Origin of the sequence: Pseudomonas sp. Choline-02u-1, from assembly GCF_002836515.1 — a bacterium.
In the GTDB taxonomy this organism is placed as follows: Bacteria; Pseudomonadota; Gammaproteobacteria; order Pseudomonadales; family Pseudomonadaceae; genus Aquipseudomonas.
Window position 1 is genome coordinate 156499 of the sequence record NZ_PJBC01000058.1, and the last position, 20073, is coordinate 176571.

Here is a 20073-nt window from a genome sequence, read left to right on the forward strand (position 1 = left end):
ACGGTTAACCCGTTGCTGTTTGTAACACCTGCGGATTGGCGTGAAAAAATACGTGTTCGCGCACCGGCCCGACGGCAACCTCGCCGATCTCCTGATAACCCTGCCTTTTATAGAAATCCAGGTAGCGCGGGTTGCCGGTGTCGAGCACCACGCCTTGTGAGGTTTCATCAACCGCGCACCAATTGTGCACGGCAGTGAGCAGTTGTTCGCCGTAGTGTTGGCCTTGAAACTGCGGATGCACGCCAAGCAACGGCAGCATGTGCACCGAGTCACCGGGCACGCACGCGGCAACGGCATCGTGGTATTCCAGATAACGCCGGGTGCAGCGAAAACCGGTGCTGAGCACCATGCGCAAGCGCCACGCCCAGCTTTCGGTAACACCCAGGCGCCGTTGCGGCGGTGCGATCAGGGCGATGCCGATCAGGCGGTCGTTGACCAGCAGGCCGATCGCCGGCAGGTCCTGGAGAAAATGCTGTTTGACCAACTCGCGCACCGTCGCGCGCACGCGCTGTTCGTAGCCGGGACGCTCGGCTTCGAACAGGTAGCCGAAGGTCGGCTCGTGGCGATAGGCCTGATACAGCAACGAGCGGGCTTCGCGTGAATAGCCGCGGTCGAGCATGTGGATGTCGGCAACGGCGGACTGGGTTTCAGGCATTGCAGTGATTCTCCCCGGAGGCGCGCTCGGAGGCTGGCGCGCTTGATGGTACGAACCTTGGGCGGGTGTGGTGGTTCCCCTGACAGGGTAGACCAGCCCTGGATCTTCATCGACCGGCCGGACGCCTTCGCGAGCAGGCTCGCTCCCGAATTTCGATCGCATTTCCCTGTGGGAGCGAGCTTGCTCGCGAAGAGGCCCTTACAGGCAGCACAAATCCCACAGGCCAAAATGATTTGTCCCACACTGGCCCATCTCCCCCATGTCAGCTAGCATCGCCCTTTTGCCAGGACTGCCGACCATGAAGATTGTTTCCTTCAACATCAACGGACTGCGTGCCCGTCCGCATCAGCTGGCAGCGCTGATCGAAAAACATCAGCCCGACGTGATCGGCCTGCAGGAAACCAAGGTTCACGACGACCAGTTCCCCCTCGAAGACATCCTCGCCCTTGGCTATCACGTGCACTTCCATGGCCAGAAGGGCCATTACGGTGTCGCCCTGCTCTCGCGCAACGAACCGATCGCGATTCACAAAGGTTTCATCACCGACGAAGAAGACGCGCAGCGTCGTTTCATCTGGGGCACTTTCGCTGACGCCAATGGCGTGCCGGTGACGATCATGAACGGCTATTTCCCACAAGGTGAAAGCCGCGATCACCCGACCAAATTCCCTGCCAAACAGCGCTTCTACAGCGACCTGCAAGCGCTGCTGGAAAGCCAGTTCCACAATGAACAGCCACTGGTGGTGATGGGCGATGTGAACATTTCCCCGGAAGACTGCGACATCGGCATCGGCCCGGACAACATGAAGCGCTGGCTGAAAACCGGCAAATGCAGCTTCCTGCCCGAGGAACGCGAATGGATGGCGCGCCTGAAGAATTGGGGCCTGACCGACAGCTATCGTCACCTCAACCCCGACGTGACCGATATGTTCAGTTGGTTCGACTACCGCAGCCGTGGCTTTGAAGACGAGCCTAAGCGTGGGCTGCGGATTGACGTAATTCTGGCTTCCCACGGTTTGCTGCCACGGGTCAAGGATGCCGGCGTGGACTACGAACTGCGCGGCATGGAAAAGCCCTCGGACCATGCGCCGATCTGGCTTGAATTGAGCTAAAAGCAAAAGATCGCAGCCTTCGGCAGCTCCTACATTTGGAATGCATTTTCCCTGTAGGAGCTGCCGAAGGCTGCGATCTTTTGATTTGTCATATTTCGGTCACGCGCCTGACTTAATCTCCCCGGCAATCCCCTTGGCTTGATTCGGTGCCGGCATGACCCTGCGTGTTCTCTGCGTTTTTCTGTTGAGTGGCTGGCTGTCCGTCTATGCGGCCGCCCTGCCGATCCCCGAAAACGGCTTGGCATTACGCATTCAGGGTTCCAATACCATCGGCGCCGAACTCGGCCCGGCGCTGATCGAAGGCCTTTTGCACGAACAAGGCCTGCTGAAAATCCACCGCGAAACCCCGGACACCGCCAACGAACAACGCATCATCGGCCAGACCGCACAAGGCCAACGCGTTGTCATCGAAGTTGCCGCCCACGGCTCCAGCACCGGTTTTGCTGCGTTGAAAAACGCCAGCGCCGATCTGGCCGCCTCCTCCCGCGAGATCAAGGACAGCGAACTGCTCGCCCTGCAACCCCTCGGCGACCTGAAAAGCCCGGCGGCCGAGCAAGTCATTGCGATCGACGGCCTGGCGATCATCCTCAACCCGGCCAATCCGCTACAGCAGTTGAGCACCGAGCAATTGGCGCGAGTCTTTGCCGGCGAAGTGAAAACCTGGGAAGACATCGGTGGCCGTGGCGGCGCCATACATTTGTATGCGCGGGATGACCAGTCGGGGACGTACGACACGTTCAAGGAACTGGTGCTGAGCCACCGTGGGAAAAGTCTGAGCAGCGCAGCAAAACGTTTCGAATCCAGCGAGCAATTGTCCGATGCGGTCAGCGCCGATCCGCAAGGTATCGGCTTCATTGGTTTGCCTTACGTGCGTCAGGCCAAAGCCGTGGCGATTGCCGATGGCGCCTCGCAAGCAATGCTGCCGCTGAACAGTCTGATCGCCACTGAAGACTATCCGCTGTCGCGGCGTTTGTTCTTTTATCTACCGCCGGACAGCCGCAATCAATGGGCTCAGGCGTTAGCCAAATTTGCACAGAGCCCACGGGGTCAGGCGATCGTTGCGGCCAGCGGGTTCGTCAGTCAGACCGTGCAGGCCATGAGCGTGGCGCCGAATGCGCTGATGCCCGAGGGTTATCAATCCCTCAGCCGGCATGCCCAACGTCTGACAGTGAATTTCCGTTTTGCCGAGGGTAGCGCCAGTCTGGACAACAAGGCGCGGCAGGATCTGGCGCGGGTGCTCGACTATATAAAGCGTAATGGCAAGACCGATCGGGCGGTAACGCTGGTGGGCTTTGGTGACCTCAAGGACGACCCGGCGCGGGCCGATCTGCTGTCGAAGCTGCGGGCGATGGCGGTGCGTCGCGAGCTGGTCAAGAACGGCGTGGTGCTGCGCGAAGTGCGCGGCTTCGGCGCGCTGATGCCGGTGGCGACCAACAGTGCGGATGAAGGAAGGATCAAGAATCGGCGGGTTGAGGTTTGGGTGTACTGACCAGCACTGATCGTTCCCACGCTCTGCGTGGGAATGCATCCCGTGACGCTCTGCGTCACAGTGGACGCGGAGCGTCCATGGCGGCGTTACCACGCAGAGCGTGGGAACGATCAGGGTAAGATTCGGATCAGCGCTCGCTACGCAGCATTTCCTTCGGCACATACTTGCCGATTTCGAACTTGCCGATCGCCGCGCGGTGCACTTCATCCGGGCCGTCGGCCAGGCGCAGGGTGCGCTGCATGGCGTACATATAGGCCAGCGGGAAATCGTTCGACACCCCTGCTCCGCCGTGCATTTGAATCGCCCGGTCGATCACGCGCAAGGCGACGTTCGGCGCCACCACCTTGATCTGCGCGATCTCGCTCTTTGCTACTTTATTGCCAACGGTGTCCATCATGTACGCCGCTTTCAACGTGAGCAGGCGGGCCATGTCGATCTCCATCCGCGAGTCGGCGATCTTGTCGATGTTGCCGCCCAGCCGCGCCAGCGGTTTGCCGAACGCAGTGCGGCTCACCGAGCGTTTGCACATCAACTCCAGTGCCCGTTCAGCCATGCCGATCGAGCGCATGCAGTGGTGAATCCGCCCTGGGCCAAGGCGACCCTGGGCGATTTCGAAGCCGCGTCCTTCACCGAGCAGGACGTTTTCGTACGGCACCCGCACGTTGTCGAACAGCACTTCGGCGTGACCGTGCGGCGCGTCATCGTAGCCAAACACCGGCAGCGGCCGGACGATTTTCACCCCCGGAGTGTCGACCGGTACGAGGATCATCGAGTGCTGGGCGTGGCGCGGCGCGTCGGGGTTGCTCAGGCCCATGAAGATCAGAATCTTGCAGCGCGGATCGCAGGCACCGGAGGTCCACCACTTTTTGCCGTTGATCACCCACTGATCGCCATCGCGCACGGCACGGGCGGCCATGTTGGTCGCATCGGAAGACGCCACATCAGGCTCGGTCATGGCGAACGCCGAACGAATCTCGCCGCGCAGCAGCGGTTCGAGCCAGCGCTGTTTCTGTTCTTCGTTGGCGTAACGCACCAGCACTTCCATGTTGCCGGTGTCCGGCGCCGAGCAGTTGAACGGCTCGGGCCCCAGCAGGGAGCGACCCATGATTTCCGCCAGCGGCGCGTATTCTAGATTGCTCAGGCCGGCACCCAGCTCGGACTCAGGCAAAAACAGATTCCACAGACCTTCAGCCTTGGCCTTGGCTTTGAGCTCTTCCATGATCGCGGTCGGCTGCCAGCGATCGCCCTCGGCGACCTGGCGTTCGAACACGGCTTCGGCCGGGTAAACGTAAGTGTCCATGAACGCGGTCACGCGCTCACGCAGTTCTTGCACCTTCGGCGAATAAGCGAAATCCATGGGTATTTACCTTCTCGGGCAGAGGTTGTTCAAGTCATGCAATCGATGCTAGAACAGCGTTGATCATTTACCTAGCCTATTCTCGGCGTGTATAAACATTCATCACCAATATATGATCCGCTGATCGTCAGCCCCAAAACACTTGCACTAATAACAAGAGAAGCCGCGTTATGAATCTGAGCAAGGTCGACCTCAACCTTTTCATCGTCTTCGACGCGATCTACACCGAAGCCAACCTGACCCGCGCCGGGCAGATTGTCGGCATCACCCAGCCAGCGGTATCCAACGCCCTGGCACGGTTGCGCGAGACGTTTAACGACCCGCTCTTCGTGCGCACCGCTCAAGGCATGGTGCCGACGCCGATGGCGCAGAACATCATCGGCCCGGTGCGCAATGCCCTGTCGCTGCTGCGCGTGTCGGTGCAGGAAAGTCGCATCTTCAACCCGGCGCAGGCAGTCAAGACTTATCGGATCAGCATGACCGACCTCACGGAAGCAATCATTCTGCCGCCACTGTTCCAGCGTCTGCGCCGCCTCGCGCCGACGGTGATCATTGAAAGCTTTTTATCGAAACGCCGGGAAACCACCAAGGAACTGGCCGCCGGACGGCTGGATTTCGCCGTCGATGCGCCGCTCAACACCGACCCGCAGGTGCGCCACGTCAAACTGATGGACGACCGTTATGTCTGCGCCATGCGCAAGGGCCATCCGATGGCGGGCAAGGAAAAACTCAGCCTCGATGATTATCTGTCGCTGACCCACATTCATATCTCCAGCCGCCGCAGCGGTCTGGGTTATGTCGATCTGGCACTGGGCAAAATGGGCATTCAGCGCAAGATCGCCCTGCGTTCACAGCACTATCTGATGGCTTCGCAAGTGATGCAGCAGACCGACATGGTCATGACCGTGCCGGAACGCTTCGCCCGCCGCCATGACCTGCAATCGTTCAATTTGCCGGTGAATGATGTGCCGTCGGTGGAAACGCATTTGTACTGGCATGAAAGTACGGACCAGGACCCGGCCAATCGCTGGATGCGCGAGCAGATGATCGAGTTGTGCCAACAGGTGACGGCACAGGAGAAGAAGCTGGAGAAGCAGGCGGTCTGAGGAAAATCAAAAGATCGCAGCCTTCGGCAGCTCCTACATTTGGAATGCATTCCCCTGTAGGAGCTGCCGAAGGCTGCGATCTTTTTCTTGCTTGACGTAAACGTAAACCACCGATTAGCTTAGCGCCATGCCCCCTTTCCGAGCGCTTTCATGAGCAGTCAGACCTACAGCATTTCCGACCTCGCCCGCGAGCTTGACATCACCACCCGGGCGATCCGCTTTTATGAAGAGCAAGGCCTGCTCAGCCCCGAGCGTCGTGGCCAGGAACGTATCTATTCGCCGCGCGACAAGGTCACCCTGAAGCTGATTCTGCGTGGCAAGCGCATCGGTTTTTCCCTGGCCGAATGCCGCGAGCTGATCGAACTCTACGACCCGTCCAGCGGTAACACCCGACAGCTGAACAGCATGCTGGCGAAAATCAGCGAACGCCGCGAACAGCTCGAACAGCAGTTGCTGGATATCGAACAGATGAAGCTCGAACTGGATACAGCCGAAGAGCGCTGCGTGCAGGCGCTGGAGCAGACGCTCAAGAGCCAGCAAGCGATTTAACGAATCACCGCTTCCCCTGTGGGAGCGAGCTTGCTCGCGAATGCATCTGTCATCCAGCATTGACGGTGACTGACGCTACGCTTTCGCAAGCAGCTCGCTCCCGCAGGGTTCTTCGTGAACCCGAAAAAACAGGCAGGTCCCGCCATGTCCCTCCCCTCCCAAGTACGCCTGATCGAAGTTGGCCCGCGCGATGGCCTGCAGAACGAAGCCCAACCGATCAGCGTCGCTGACAAGGTGCAACTGGTCGACGCGTTGAGCAACGCCGGGCTGGGCTATATCGAAGTCGGCAGTTTCGTCTCGCCCAAATGGGTGCCGCAGATGGCCGGGTCCGCCGAGGTGTTTGCGCAGATTCAGCGCAAGCCCGGCGTGACCTACGGTGCACTGGCGCCGAATCTGCGCGGTTTTGAAGATGCGCTCGCGGCCGGGGTCAAGGAGGTCGCGGTGTTTGCCGCCGCGTCCGAAGCGTTCTCGCAGCGCAACATCAACTGCTCGATCAGCGAAAGCCTGGCGCGGTTTGCGCCGATCATGGAAGCGGCGAAACAGCGCGGCGTTACCGTGCGCGGTTACGTTTCCTGTGTGCTGGGCTGCCCGTATGAAGGCACCGTTGCGCCGGAGCAAGTGGCGATGGTCGCGCGCGAGCTGTACGCGATGGGCTGCTACGAAGTGTCGCTGGGCGACACAATCGGCACCGGCACGGCGGGCGCGACCCGACGGCTGTTCGAGGTGGTTTCGGCGCACGTGCCACCGGGCAAACTCGCCGGGCATTTCCACGACACCTACGGCCAGGCCATGACCAATATCTATGCCAGCCTGCTCGAAGGCATTGCGGTGTTCGACAGCTCTATCGCCGGGCTCGGCGGCTGCCCTTACGCCAAAGGCGCAAGCGGTAACGTCGCCACAGAAGACGTGGTTTACCTGCTCAATGGCTTGGGCATCGAGACCGGTATCGACCTGGACGCCTTGATTGCTGCGGGCCTGCAGATCAGTGCAGTCCTCGGTCGCCCCACCGGTTCGCGGGTGGCCAAGGCGCGCAGCGCCCAGTGAGGTGTTACCGCTGCATCAGTGATGTGGGCAAAAACGAGTAACACGGAAACAAATTGTCTGGCTTTGCTCAGAACTGAAAATCCTGAAAATAGTAACCAACTGATTTTTAACGATTTTTAAAAATTGGCACGACACCTGCTATCTCTATCGCATAACAAGAATAAAAAGCCGCAAACCAATAAAAACAAGACGAAACGACTCTGACATAACAAGAACAACACGGCAGAGACGCAGCTAACAGATTTTTTTGGAGAAGGTGTGCTTTTCAGGGTGCTCTCAGGAGTGACCCGCAACCGGGCAGAGAACAATAAAACTACCTTCAGGTAGCTCCCGAATCGGTTGGATCTTTAAACGAGAAAGCAGATCAGCGCTCAAAAAAATACGTTTGCTCTTGACCCCGGATGGGGGTCGCCAAAAAGCTGTACAGGGCCACGGTTGCCAAAAACAACAACAGACCGACCCTCAATAATAAAAAGAGCACGCAACGACAAATTAAAGGGGAGCCTCGGCTCCCCTTTGTGCTTTCTGCAATTTCTGAAATATTCCCTAATTTCCTTGTGGGAGCAGGCTTGCTCCCACATTTGATCTACATCAGACCTGCCTTTCACGCAGCTCTTCGATACTGATTTCCCGCATGCGAAATTTCTGGATCTTCCCCGTCACCGTCATCGGAAACGCTTCGACAAACTTGAAGTAACGCGGCGTCTTGAAGTGGGCGATACGTTCCTTGCACCAGGCTTGCAGCTCCAGCTCCGAGGCGCTGTGGCCGGGGTGGAATTTGATCCAGGCGACGATTTCTTCACCGTAGCGCGAGCACGGAATGCCGATCACCTGCACATCCGCTACCGCCGGGTGGGTGAAGAAGAATTCCTCCAGCTCACGCGGATAAACGTTCTCGCCGCCACGAATGATCATGTCCTTGTTCCGCCCGGCGATGTTGACGTAACCCTCCTCGTTCATGCTCGCCAGGTCGCCCGTGTGCATCCATCCCGCCTCATCGATGGCTTCGGCAGTAGCCTGCGGGTTGTTCCAGTAGCCGAGCATCACGCTGTAACCGCGCGTGCACAATTCGCCGATGGTGCCGCGTGGCACGACGTTGCCAGCGTCGTCGATGATCTTGCTTTCCAGTTGCGGCTGGGTGCGGCCGACGGTGGTGACGCGCAATTCCAGGTCATCCGCCGGCCCGGTCTGCAGCGACACCGGACTGGTTTCGGTCATGCCGTAGGCGATCTGCACTTCGCTCATGTGCATCTCGTTGATCACCCGGCGCATGACCTCGATAGGACAGGTCGCGCCGGCCATGATCCCGGTGCGCAGGCTCGATAAATCAAAGGTCTGCCGCTGCGGCTGATCGAGCATGGCGATGAACATGGTCGGCACACCGTACAGCGCCGTGGCCTGTTCTTCCGCTACTACTTGCAGCGTCAGCGCCGGATCGAAAGCATCGTTGGGGTAAATCATCGTGCTGCCATGGGTGACGCAACCGAGGTTGCCCATGACCATGCCGAAGCAGTGATACAGCGGCACTGGAATCACCAGTCGATCGTCAGCCGTCAGGCCGAGGCTTTCGCCGACCATGTAACCGTTGTTGAGAATGTTGTAGTGGCTGAGGGTTGCGCCCTTGGGGAAGCCGGTAGTGCCGGAGGTGTACTGGATGTTCACTGGCTGATCGAAATGCAGGCTGGCGCTACGCTCGCGCAGTTGATCGGGCGAGACGCTGGCGGCCAGCTCGCTCAATTGTGACCACGGCAGAAAACCGGCTGGCGGATTTGCATCGAGGCTGATCACGCCGCGCAAGTCCGGCAGGCGTTCGCTGCGCAGGTGACCGATGGCGTGATCGGCCAGATCCGACGCCAGGCCCTGGAGCATTTCGTGATAGTTCGAGGTTTTGAACGCGCCCGCACAGACGAGCCATTGGCAGCCGGATTGCTTGAGCACGTATTCCAGTTCGGAGCTGCGATAGGCGGGATTGATGTTGACCAGGATCACGCCGATCTTCGCCGTGGCGAACTGGATAATGCACCACTGCGCGCAATTCGGCGCCCAGATGCCGAGGCGATCGCCCGTCTGCAAACCAAGTGCGAGCAAAGCGCTGGCCTGCTCGTCCACCGCTTCGGCAAGTTGCCGCCAGGAGTAACGCAACTGCTGATGGCGCACCACCAACGCCTCACCGTCCGGGTGTTGCGCGACAGTCTGATCGAAGCGCTGGCTGATGGTCATCGCCAGCAAAGCTTTGTCCTGAGTACCACGGCTGTAGCTGCGCTGCGGGTTTGCACTGGGTTGATCCATGACGACCCCTATTATCTTTATTAATGGGTTGGCCAGATTTAATCCCAGTGGGAGCGAACTTGCTCAAGAAGAGGCCAGCATACTCAGCATAAATGCTGACTGAACTGACGCTTTCGCGAGCAAGCCCGCTCCCACAGGTTTCATTCGGCTTGCAATCCTGAATGGCCCCTACTCTCGCCCAAGTTGACGCTTACGTAAAGCCGATTGACAGTAGAACTCGCGAAGCTTTACGTTAACGTAAAGCTGAACGCCGATTCGTCGTGCGCTCCACCCGATAAAAAAGCCAAAAGGTGACCCATGAGCTATCCATCCCTGAACTTCGCCCTCGGTGAAACCATCGACATGCTGCGCGATCAGGTTCAGTCCTTCGTCGCCGATCAGATCGCCCCGCGTGCAGCCCAGATCGATCACGACAACCTGTTCCCCGCCGACATGTGGCGCAAATTCGGTGACATGGGTCTACTCGGCATCACTGTGCCGGAAGAGTACGGCGGCGCAGGTCTGGGTTACCTGGCGCACGTGGTGGCGATGGAAGAAATCAGCCGTGGCTCGGCGTCGGTGGCGTTGTCCTACGGCGCGCACTCCAACCTTTGCGTCAACCAGATCAACCGCAACGGCAGCCACGAACAGAAAACCAACTACCTGCCGAAGCTGATCAGCGGCGAGCACGTTGGCGCCTTGGCGATGAGTGAGCCGAATGCCGGCTCCGACGTAGTCTCGATGAAACTGCGCGCCGACAAACGCGGCGACCGTTTCGTGCTCAACGGCAGCAAGACCTGGATCACCAACGGCCCTGACGCCAACACCTATGTGATCTATGCCAAGACCGATCTGGAAAAAGGCCCGCACGGCATCACTGCGTTCATCGTCGAGCGTGACTGGAAAGGTTTCGGCCGCAGCAACAAGTTCGACAAGCTCGGCATGCGCGGCTCTAACACCTGCGAGCTGTTTTTCGATGACGTCGAAGTACCTGAGGAAAACATTCTCGGCGTGCTCAACGGTGGCGTGAAAGTGCTGATGAGCGGCCTCGATTACGAACGCGTGGTGCTCTCCGGCGGCCCGACCGGGATCATGCAATCGTGCATGGACCTGATCGTGCCGTACATCCACGACCGCAAGCAGTTCGGCCAGAGCATCGGCGAATTCCAGCTGATCCAGGGCAAAGTTGCCGACATGTACACCCAGCTCAACGCCAGCCGCGCCTATCTGTACGCGGTAGCCCAGGCCTGCGAGCGCGGCGAAACCACGCGCAAGGACGCTGCCGGGGTAATCCTCTACACCGCCGAACGCGCCACACAAATGGCCCTCGACGCGATTCAGATTCTCGGCGGCAACGGCTACATCAACGAATTCCCCGCCGGCCGCCTGCTGCGTGACGCCAAGCTCTACGAGATCGGCGCCGGCACCAGCGAGATCCGCCGCATGCTGATCGGCCGCGAACTCTTCAACGAAACCCGCTAAACGGAGCTGACCATGGCCACTCTGCATACTCAGCTCAACCCGCGCTCAGCGGAGTTTGCCGCCAACAGCGCGGCGATGCTCAAACAGGTCGACGCGCTGCACACCCTCCTCGCCCAAGTGGCGCAGGGCGGCGGTGCCAAAGCTCAGGAACGCCACACTTCGCGCGGTAAATTGCTGCCGCGGGAACGCATCAATCGCCTGCTCGATCCGGGCTCACCGTTTCTCGAAATCAGCCAACTCGCTGCTCACGCGGTGTATGGCGAAGACGTGCCGGCCGCCGGTGTGATCGCCGGTATCGGTCGCGTCGAAGGCGTCGAGTGCATGATCGTTGCCAACGATGCGACGGTCAAAGGTGGCTCGTATTACCCGCTGACCGTGAAGAAGCACCTGCGCGCGCAGACCATCGCCCAGCAGAATCGCCTGCCGTGCATTTATCTGGTGGATTCGGGCGGCGCCAACCTGCCGCGTCAGGACGAAGTGTTTCCTGACCGCGAACACTTCGGGCGGATCTTTTTCAACCAGGCCAACATGAGCGCGATGGGCATTGCGCAAATCGCGGTGGTCATGGGCTCGTGCACCGCAGGCGGCGCGTATGTGCCGGCGATGGCAGACGAAGCGATCATGGTGCGCAACCAGGCGACGATTTTCCTCGCCGGCCCGCCGCTGGTAAAAGCCGCGACGGGTGAAGTGGTCAGCGCCGAAGACCTCGGCGGTGCCGATGTGCATTGCAAGACCTCCGGTGTGGCCGACCATTACGCCGAGAACGACGAACACGCTCTCGCCCTGGCCCGCCGCAGCATTGCCAACCTCAACTGGCGCAAGCTCGGCGAGGTGCAGCAACGCACGCCGATTGCGCCGCTGTACGCCAGCGACGAGTTGTACGGCGTGGTTCCGGCTGACGCCAAGCAGCCATTCGATGTGCGCGAAGTGATTGCGCGGCTGGTCGACGGTTCGGTGTTCGATGAGTTCAAGGCGCTGTTCGGCACCACGCTGGTCTGCGGTTTCGCCCATCTGCACGGTTACCCGATCGCGATCCTGGCGAACAACGGCATCCTTTTCGCCGAAGCCGCGCAAAAAGGCGCGCACTTCATCGAACTGGCCTGCCAGCGCGGCATTCCCCTGCTGTTTTTGCAGAACATCACCGGTTTCATGGTCGGCCAGAAATACGAGGCCGGCGGCATCGCCAAGCACGGCGCCAAACTGGTGACCGCGGTAGCGTGCGCCAAGGTGCCGAAATTCACCGTGATCATCGGCGGCAGCTTCGGTGCCGGCAACTACGGCATGTGCGGTCGCGCTTACGACCCGCGCTTTTTGTGGATGTGGCCGAATGCGCGGATCGGCGTGATGGGCGCCGAACAGGCCGCCGGCGTGCTGGTGCAGGTAAAGCGCGAACAGGCCGAACGCAGCGGTCAGGCGTTCACCGTCGAGCAGGAAAGCCAGATCAAGCAGCCGATTCTGGACCAGTACGAAGAACAGGGTCACCCCTATTACTCCAGCGCACGACTGTGGGACGACGGCGTCATTGATCCGGCGCAGACCCGCGACGTGTTGGCCCTGGCCTTGTCTGCGTCGCTGAACGCGCCAATCGAACCGAGCCGCTTCGGCGTGTTCCGGATGTGATGGGGAGAATCTGATGAGCGATTTCAATACCCTCGAGCTGCAAACCGATCCACGCGGTTTCGCGACGCTGTGGCTCAACCGCGCCGAGAAAAACAACGCCTTCAACGCCGAAATGATCCGCGAACTGATCCTCGCCCTCGACAAGGTGGCAAGCGACTCTAGCCTGCGTTTCCTGCTGCTGCGCGGGCGCGGCAAGCATTTCAGTGCCGGGGCCGACCTGGCCTGGATGCAGCAATCGGCCGATCTGGATTACCACACCAACCTCGACGATGCCCGCGAACTGGCCGAACTGATGTACAACCTCGCCAAACTGAAAATCCCTACGCTGGCCGTGGTTCAGGGTGCGGCGTTCGGTGGTGCGCTGGGCCTGATCAGTTGCTGCGACATGGCGATCGGCACTGATGACGCGCAATTCTGCCTGTCGGAAGTGCGCATCGGCTTGGCGCCGGCGGTGATCAGTCCATTCGTGGTGCAGGCCATCGGTGAACGGGCGGCGCGGCGTTATGCGCTGACGGCCGAGCGCTTCGGCGGCCAGCGGGCGCGGGAAATCGGCTTGTTGTCTGATAGCTATCCGGCCGCTGAACTCGAGCAGCAAGTCGAGCAATGGATCGACAATCTTTTGCTCAACAGCCCCGCTGCCATGCGTGCCAGCAAGGACTTGCTGCGCGAAGTCGGCAATGGCTCGCTGACGCCGGCGCTGCGCCGTTACACGGAAAACGCGATCGCACGAATTCGTGTCAGCGCCGAAGGCCAGGAAGGCTTGCGCGCATTTCTGCAAAAACGCCCGCCGAGCTGGCAAGCCGCATCCACCAAGGAGTCGCGTTGATGAGCGCACCTGTGATTACCACCCTGCTGGTGGCCAACCGTGGCGAGATCTCCTGCCGGGTCATGCGCACCGCCAAGGCTTTGGGCCTCACCACCGTCGCCGTGCACAGCGCCACCGACCGCGATGCGCGACACAGTCGTGAAGCCGATATCTGCGTTGATCTGGGCGGCAGCAAGGCTGCTGACAGTTATCTGCAAATCGATAAATTGATCGCCGCCGCCAAGGCGAGCGGCGCTCAGGCGATTCATCCCGGCTACGGTTTTCTCTCGGAAAACGCGGGCTTCGCTCGCGCAATCGAAGCCGCCGGACTGATCTTCCTCGGCCCGCCCGCCTCGGCCATCGATGCGATGGGCAGCAAATCCGCCGCCAAAGCACTAATGGAAAAGGCCGGCGTGCCACTGGTGCCGGGCTATCACGGCGAAGCGCAGGATTTCGACACCTTCCGTGAAGCCTGTGAGCGCATCGGTTATCCGGTGCTGCTCAAGGCCACCGCTGGTGGTGGCGGTAAAGGCATGAAAGTGGTCGACAACGTCAGCCAGTTGGCCGAAGCCCTCGCCTCGGCGCAGCGCGAAGCACAATCGTCGTTCGGCGACTCGCGAATGCTGGTAGAGAAGTATTTGCTCAAGCCGCGTCACGTCGAGATACAGGTGTTCGCCGATCAGCACGGTCACTGCCTGTACCTCAACGAGCGCGATTGCTCGATCCAGCGTCGGCACCAGAAAGTCATCGAAGAAGCCCCGGCGCCGGGCCTGACGCCCGAGTTACGCCGGGCGATGGGCGAAGCGGCCGTGCGGTCGGCGCAGGCGATCGGTTATGTCGGCGCTGGCACCGTCGAGTTTCTGCTGGATGCGCGCGGCGAGTTTTTCTTCATGGAGATGAACACGCGACTGCAGGTCGAGCACCCGGTGACCGAAGCGATCACCGGGCTCGATCTGGTCGCCTGGCAGATTCGCGTCGCCCGTGGTGAAGCGCTGCCGATCACCCAGGCGCAGGTGCCGCTCAACGGTCACGCGATTGAAGTGCGTTTGTATGCCGAGGATCCGGCGAATGATTTTCTGCCAGCCACCGGGCGTCTGGACTTGTACCGCGAATCGGCGCAGGGACCGGGGCGGCGGGTGGACAGCGGGGTGGAGGAAGGCGACGAAATTTCGCCGTTCTACGACCCGATGCTCGGCAAACTGATTGCCTGGGGTGAAGATCGCGAACAGGCGCGCTTGCGTCTGTTGAGTATGCTCGATGAGTTTGCGATTGGCGGGCTGAAGACCAATATCAACTTCCTGCGCCGGATCATCGCGCATCCGGCGTTTGCCGCTGCGGAACTTGATACCGGGTTTATACCGCGATATCAGGAGCAATTGTTGCCAGCACCAGGCGCGTTGAGCGATGGGTTCTGGGAGGTGGCGGCGCAGGCGTTTGCGCAGAGTTTGCCGCCCCGTACACGCACAGATGATCGCGCATCACCATGGTCCAGCGGCAGTGGTTTGCGAGCAGGTTTGCCGGCGGAAATCACCTTGCATTTGAGCTGCGAGGGACAGGACCGTGCGCTGACGCTGGGAGCTGTGGCCCCTGCCGAACTGCTGGGCGAGGCGCTGACCGTCGAGCATGACGGCGTGCGTCGTACGTTGCGGGCAATTCGTCAGGGCGGTTCATTGTACTTGGAGTGGCATGGAGAGTTACGGCGCGTCGAGGCGTTCGATCCGATCAGCGCTGTCGATGCCAGCCACAGCCATCAGGGCGGCTTGACCGCACCAATGAACGGCAGCATCGTGCGCGTGCTGGTGGAAGTCGGGCAAACCGTTGAAGCCGGAGCGCAATTGGTGGTGCTGGAAGCCATGAAGATGGAACACAGCATCCGCGCGCCGCAGGCCGGTGTGATCAAAGCGCTGTATTGCCAGGAAGGCGATATGGTCAGCGAAGGCAGCGCTCTGGTTGAACTGGAAGAAGGTTGAAATCAGAGAATCGATCCTGGCCCTTGGCGAGGATCGATTCTTTCAATAACGCGCCGTTGCCTGAACCACCACGCCGATAATCCGGCATTCATCGGTGAGCAAAGTTTTCGGCCAGGTCGGATTGAGCGGCACCAGGTACCGCTGGCCGCCCTGTTCGTCAAGTTTGCGGAAAATCGCTTCGTCGCTGTCCGGCCACTGGGCGATCACCAGTCTGCCCGGCACTGCCTCCAACTGCGGGTCGACCAGAATCAACATGCCCTCGGCAATGCTCTGACCGCTCGGCGCGGTCATTGAATCCCCCGTGACCGTGAGCCAGAACGCGGCACCGCGAGCGTGGTAATCCGTCAGTTCGAAGCGCTGCTTGACCGCGACGCCGCCATAACTGGCCGCAGCGTCGCGCACCTCACACGGCGCTCGCCAGTCGTAGATCGGGTAACGGAAGTACGGGTTGTACTTCTGTGCCAGCGGCATCTCGTCATCCGCTGTGGGCTGCGGTTCGCGGATGACCAGCACGACTTCGAGGAAGTCCATTCCCAGCGCCTGCAGCACGCGATTCATTTCGGTAACACCGGGTTCGCGACGTTTGTTCAGCCAATGACCGATCCCGCCCTGGGACATGCCGACGCGCTCTCCGAGCTCTGTTTGAGTGACTTTGAGTTCACTCATCTTGGCCTTGACCAACTCAATCCATTTATCCATGTGCCGCACCTTACGCGGACGTCTTCGACCAGCAAAACACATATTGTAGTATTTAAATCCTCGTCACAAATACAGAGAGTACTATCCTAGGCAAACGGATTTTCAATCGAACATGGAGTGGCTTTTCATGATGAACATCAGCAGCAAAGACCTGCCGGATCTGCAAATCGACACCAGCTTCACCTCGCCCCAAGGCAACGCCGCTGCACAACGCGCGCTGGACTATTACTTGAAACCGGCTGTTTCAGAACTGGGGACGGATGAGCGTTTCTTCGATGTTAAAAGTCATCTCAGCGGCGAGGAAGCGCTGGTGCATGCCTCGGATTTGTTGCGATGTGCAGCCGCCACTGCGTTCAAGGCCGCAGAAAACCTGCAAGGCACGAATCGCGACCTGGCGTTTTCGGTGGTGCATATGGTGGATATGGCGCGGGCGATGGTCGACCATTCGATCGACAACGACGAAGTGACGGCAAGCAAGGTGTGAACGGACAGGAAAGAATTTTCCTATCGGACAGATAAAAACATTTGACTTGCAAATGATAATGATTATTATTGCAAGCAGCTGGTCGCAAGATCAGTCGATTGACCAGAGACCTTAGGTCGGTCTTCTGGACTATCTCCTCATCAGGCTAATCACGGTTTTTGACCCGGCTTTTTGCCGGGTCTTTTTTTGCCCGTTTTCCGGGCTTGTGTCTTCAGGCTAATGAAGTCTTTGGGTGCTGCAAATTCGGTTGCGCGGATAATATCAAAAGAACATTGATTGGCAAGCCGAGGCCAGCCACATTGGGCAAAACTAATGGCAATCAGCACTTGAGAATCAATCGCACAGTCTCTAAGCTGCTGACGCGTCACGGAAGACGCCCCCCGCCACACCCGTAATTCCCCTCGGTTTCACCCTAACCTGCGTGTAGAGTACCGGTCATAAAAATCCTGCTCAGGAAGCGACCATGACCGTGGCCAAATCTTCGTTCGACATCAGCGCCAATTTCGACAGCGGCAATATCCAAGTCATCGACATCAGCAATCCGCTCAATCCGGTTCTGGCCATACGCCCGGATACCCGCAGCGCGCATTTTCAGTGGTTTCACTTCAAGGCCAGCGGCCTGCACGTGCATCAGGAACACTGGTTTCGCCTGATCAATGCCAGCCAGTCCTCCTATAACAAAGCCTGGACCGGCTACCAGGCAGTCGCTTCCTACGACCACGTCAACTGGTTCCGCATTCCCACCAGTTTCGAAGGTGACAGCCTGCGCTTCTGCCTCGAAGCCGAACACACCCACGCCTGGTTCGCCTATTTCGAACCTTACAGCCGTGGCCGTCACGACTGGCTGATCGACCAGGCGCTGAGCAAGGCTGGCACACAATTGCTGGCGACCGGCAAAAGCGTCGAAGGCCGGGATATCCAATTGCTGCGCAAAGGCAGCGGTGCCGAAGGCCAGCGCAAGATCTGGATCATTGCCCAGCAGCACCCGGGCGAGCACATGGCTGAATGGTTCATGGAAGGCGTGATCGAGCGTCTGGAACGGCAGGACGATCCGATACTGAACCACCTGCTGGCCAGTGCCGATCTGTATCTGGTGCCGAACATGAACCCGGACGGCGCCTACCACGGCCACCTGCGCACCAACGCCATGGGTCAGGACTTGAACCGGGCCTGGCAGAACGCCAGTCAGGAAATCAGCCCCGAGGTGCTTTTCGTCCAGCAGCAGATGGAAAAATACGGCGTCGATGCGTTTATCGACGTACACGGCGACGAGGAAATCCCCCACGTATTCACCGCAGGCTGTGAGGGCAACCCGGGCTTCACACCGCGCATCGAAAAGCTTGAAGAGCATTTCCGCAGCCATCTGAAACACACCACCAAAGACTTCCAGACCACCTACGGCTACACCCGCGACGAACCGGGTCAGGCCAACATGACGCTGGCCTGCAACAGCGTCGGGCAGAAATACGACTGCCTGTCGCTGACGCTTGAGATGCCGTTCAAGGACCACGATGACCACCCGGACAAGATCACCGGCTGGTCAGGCAAACGCTCGAAACAATTGGGCAAGGACGTGCTCACCACACTCGCCGACATGGTCGACACCCTGCGCTGACGCTCCCCGCCCGCCCCGGAAAAAGATCGCAGCCGGCCTGCGATCTTTTGCTTGGAAGGCTCAGCCGCGATCACGCCCGCGCAACATGCTGTCGAGCACTTCATCGCGGCGCACCCAGCCGTGAAACAGCGCCGCCGCCAAGTGCAGCAACACCGTCAGAAACAGCAGATAAGCCAGATAGCCATGCGACTTGCGCAGCAGCGCAAACAGTTGCGCATCTGCCGGCACAATGGCTGGCAGATGCAGCGACGCCGTGAGCATCACGGGCTCGCCCGAAGCACTGATCATCGCCCAGCCGAGCAGCGGCAACACCAACATCAACGCATACAACAAAACATGGGAAGCCTTGGCAGCCAGCACCTGCCAGCCCGGCAAATCATCCGGCAGCGGCGGTTGGCGTGTGGTGAAGCGCACCAGCAGGCGCACGATCACCAGCGCCAGAATCGCGATGCCCAGCGGTTTGTGCAGATGAATCAGCCACTCATGGCGAGACGACACCGAAGTGACCATGCCCGCGCCGATAAACAGCATGGCGATGATCATCAGCGCCATCAGCCAGTGCAGCAGACGCGCCAGCAAGACGAAATGAGTCGGTTGCTTGTTCATGGGCGAGCCTCCTGTTTGGCGGCGGGCAACTGGCTGACTTCGCTGGTGCGACGCAGGTAGGAATCGGCATAGCCGGCCGAGCGCGCGGCGAGCAATGGATCTCCCGAGCCTTGAATCCCGGCCGGGAGCACCAGCGGGTCGTAGTTGATGTCGCGGCATTCGCCACTCAGCTGCGGCTGGGTTTTCTCCAGCACCAGCGTACCGGCGTTCAACACTTTGCGATCGGCGGGCCAGGATTTGCTGGCATCGTTTACCGGGTCGTCAGCGTTGGCCAAGGTGATGTTCAACTGGAAGCGCAAGGGTGCAGCGGCCAAGCGTTGCACCAGATCCTTTTCGAGAAAGTCCGCGCCTTCTGGGGCGGTGGCACCCGCTGCGTCCTGGGCCAATGGCGTCATACTCCAGCGCACCGCCTGTTTTTTGCCGTTGCCATCGACCAGATAGAATGCATTGATGCTGTTATAGGTTTCAGTGGCGTAGCTGGCCGAAGGCTTGGCGGTCTTCACCCAAGTCAAAAACGGCACGGCTTCAGGATGTGCGGCAAAGAACGCCGGCACCTTCGTCGGGTCGGGCTTGCCGGTGGCCGGATCCGGCGACTGCGCTTGCTGCAGTTGATAGAACGCTTCAGGCGTGCCCACCGGAAATACCGGCATGCTGTTCATGCCGGTGCGCCACTGCTGGCCGTCCGCCTGAGTAAAACGTAGCGCCAGGCTGCGGATCGGTACGGCGCTGTCCGGCGCATAGGGATTGCCGGCTGGCAGAGCGAAACGCCCCACCACCGGCGTCTGCGGCAGGTTGAACACTTGCGCAGTGGAGTACGCTCGCGCCTCGCCGCTGCTTTCGAAATGACCGATCACGCAGACACCTTTGGCGTGATTGCGACGAAAACCGGGATGCACGCCGTTGTTCTTTTCCAGCACATCGACCAGCGCTTTGGGCGTCAGTCGTTGTGGGTCAAGGTTGCCATGCACGTAGGCAAACGCCCCGGCCACGGCGGCGACGACCACGGCAATGGCGCCAAGACGCAATACCAGACTCGCGGCGCTCAGTGGCTGGCGCGGCGGCCTGCCGGGCGGTGCAGCGTTGGGGGACGAGCGATCAACCATGAATAACTCCAGGCCATCGGCCACAAGTGGAAAGAGTCAGCAAGACGCACGCCGTCCGGGTTTATTCCACGGCGCGGTATTTATTTCTGCACACGGGGAATAACCTGCGC

General features: G+C 59.9%; 18 protein-coding genes. 11 read left to right on the forward strand and 7 right to left on the reverse strand.

Annotation, left to right across the window (positions count from 1 at the left end; all coding sequences use genetic code 11):
• Positions 1–4: 4 nt before the first annotated feature.
• Positions 5–655: an N-acetyltransferase gene (locus CXF97_RS14785; RefSeq protein WP_101159132.1), complete on the reverse strand. Its 651-nt coding sequence runs from the start codon at positions 653–655 to the stop codon at positions 5–7.
• A gap of 298 nt (positions 656–953) precedes the next feature.
• Between CXF97_RS14785 and xthA the strand changes: the two genes are divergently transcribed.
• Together xthA and CXF97_RS14795 are read left to right on the forward strand one after the other, a co-directional pair.
• Positions 954–1766, forward strand: a complete 813-nt coding sequence (gene xthA, locus CXF97_RS14790; protein ID WP_101159133.1) for an exodeoxyribonuclease III — start codon at positions 954–956, stop codon at positions 1764–1766.
• A 154-nt stretch (positions 1767–1920) separates the two neighbouring features.
• The gene (locus CXF97_RS14795; protein WP_101159134.1) at positions 1921–3255 is read left to right on the forward strand and encodes a substrate-binding domain-containing protein; all 1335 of its coding nucleotides are present in this window, start codon (positions 1921–1923) and stop codon (positions 3253–3255) included.
• Positions 3256–3382: 127 nt separating this feature from the next.
• Here CXF97_RS14795 and CXF97_RS14800 read toward each other — a convergent pair whose 3' ends face one another.
• Positions 3383–4612, reverse strand: coding sequence for an acyl-CoA dehydrogenase (locus CXF97_RS14800; protein WP_101159135.1), 1230 nt, complete (start codon positions 4610–4612; stop codon positions 3383–3385).
• 170 nt (positions 4613–4782) lie between these two features.
• Between CXF97_RS14800 and CXF97_RS14805 the strand changes: the two genes are divergently transcribed.
• From CXF97_RS14805 to CXF97_RS14815, 3 genes are all read left to right on the forward strand, one after another.
• A complete protein-coding gene (locus CXF97_RS14805; protein ID WP_071172922.1) occupies positions 4783–5718 on the forward strand; it encodes a LysR family transcriptional regulator in 936 nt (311 codons plus the stop codon).
• 150 nt (positions 5719–5868) lie between these two features.
• The gene (locus tag CXF97_RS14810) at positions 5869–6267 is read left to right on the forward strand and encodes a MerR family DNA-binding transcriptional regulator (protein WP_101159136.1); all 399 of its coding nucleotides are present in this window, start codon (positions 5869–5871) and stop codon (positions 6265–6267) included.
• A 144-nt stretch (positions 6268–6411) separates the two neighbouring features.
• Complete coding sequence (locus CXF97_RS14815) at positions 6412–7311, forward strand: hydroxymethylglutaryl-CoA lyase (protein ID WP_101159137.1); 900 nt, start codon at positions 6412–6414, stop codon at positions 7309–7311.
• 591 nt (positions 7312–7902) lie between these two features.
• Here CXF97_RS14815 and CXF97_RS14820 read toward each other — a convergent pair.
• Positions 7903–9600, reverse strand: a complete 1698-nt coding sequence (locus CXF97_RS14820) for an AMP-binding protein (protein WP_101159138.1) — start codon at positions 9598–9600, stop codon at positions 7903–7905.
• 297 nt (positions 9601–9897) lie between these two features.
• On the opposite strand from CXF97_RS14820, the gene CXF97_RS14825 reads away from it, so the two are divergent.
• The 4 genes from CXF97_RS14825 to CXF97_RS14840 are packed head-to-tail and all read left to right on the forward strand — an operon-like array spanning position 9898 to position 15456.
• A complete protein-coding gene (locus CXF97_RS14825; RefSeq protein ID WP_101159139.1) occupies positions 9898–11061 on the forward strand; it encodes an isovaleryl-CoA dehydrogenase in 1164 nt (387 codons plus the stop codon).
• Between the two features lie 12 nt (positions 11062–11073).
• Positions 11074–12681, forward strand: a complete 1608-nt coding sequence (locus CXF97_RS14830) for a carboxyl transferase domain-containing protein (protein ID WP_101159140.1) — start codon at positions 11074–11076, stop codon at positions 12679–12681.
• Positions 12682–12694: 13 nt separating this feature from the next.
• Positions 12695–13507, forward strand: a complete 813-nt coding sequence (locus CXF97_RS14835; protein WP_101159141.1) for a gamma-carboxygeranoyl-CoA hydratase — start codon at positions 12695–12697, stop codon at positions 13505–13507.
• The gene (locus CXF97_RS14840; RefSeq protein ID WP_101159142.1) at positions 13507–15456 is read left to right on the forward strand and encodes an acetyl/propionyl/methylcrotonyl-CoA carboxylase subunit alpha; all 1950 of its coding nucleotides are present in this window, start codon (positions 13507–13509) and stop codon (positions 15454–15456) included. The genes CXF97_RS14835 and CXF97_RS14840 overlap by 1 nt, the downstream gene beginning before the upstream one ends.
• A 42-nt stretch (positions 15457–15498) precedes the next feature.
• On the opposite strand, the gene CXF97_RS14845 is transcribed toward CXF97_RS14840, so the two are convergent.
• The gene (locus tag CXF97_RS14845; RefSeq protein WP_101159143.1) at positions 15499–16155 is read right to left on the reverse strand and encodes a LexA family transcriptional regulator; all 657 of its coding nucleotides are present in this window, start codon (positions 16153–16155) and stop codon (positions 15499–15501) included.
• A gap of 130 nt (positions 16156–16285) precedes the next feature.
• Here CXF97_RS14845 and CXF97_RS14850 point away from each other — a divergent pair, with 130 nt between their 5' ends.
• Positions 16286–16639, forward strand: a complete 354-nt coding sequence (locus CXF97_RS14850) for a DUF6124 family protein (protein ID WP_101159216.1) — start codon at positions 16286–16288, stop codon at positions 16637–16639.
• Positions 16640–16788: 149 nt separating this feature from the next.
• Here the strand turns inward: CXF97_RS14850 and CXF97_RS28015 are convergent, their stop codons facing one another.
• Complete coding sequence (locus tag CXF97_RS28015) at positions 16789–17007, reverse strand: hypothetical protein (protein WP_157830902.1); 219 nt, start codon at positions 17005–17007, stop codon at positions 16789–16791.
• 95 nt (positions 17008–17102) lie between these two features.
• On the opposite strand from CXF97_RS28015, the gene CXF97_RS14855 reads away from it, so the two are divergent.
• Positions 17103–18254 carry a M14-type cytosolic carboxypeptidase gene (locus tag CXF97_RS14855; protein WP_101159144.1) on the forward strand — a complete coding sequence of 384 codons (1152 nt, stop codon included), beginning with the start codon at positions 17103–17105 and terminating at the stop codon, positions 18252–18254.
• A gap of 60 nt (positions 18255–18314) precedes the next feature.
• On the opposite strand, the gene CXF97_RS14860 is transcribed toward CXF97_RS14855, so the two are convergent.
• Together CXF97_RS14860 and CXF97_RS14865 are read right to left on the reverse strand one after the other, a co-directional pair.
• Positions 18315–18860 carry a cytochrome b gene (locus CXF97_RS14860; RefSeq protein ID WP_101159145.1) on the reverse strand — a complete coding sequence of 182 codons (546 nt, stop codon included), beginning with the start codon at positions 18858–18860 and terminating at the stop codon, positions 18315–18317.
• The gene (locus tag CXF97_RS14865; RefSeq protein ID WP_101159146.1) at positions 18857–19963 is read right to left on the reverse strand and encodes a catalase family peroxidase; all 1107 of its coding nucleotides are present in this window, start codon (positions 19961–19963) and stop codon (positions 18857–18859) included. Before CXF97_RS14865 ends, CXF97_RS14860 begins: the two co-directional genes overlap by 4 nt.
• Positions 19964–20073: the final 110 nt, after the last annotated feature.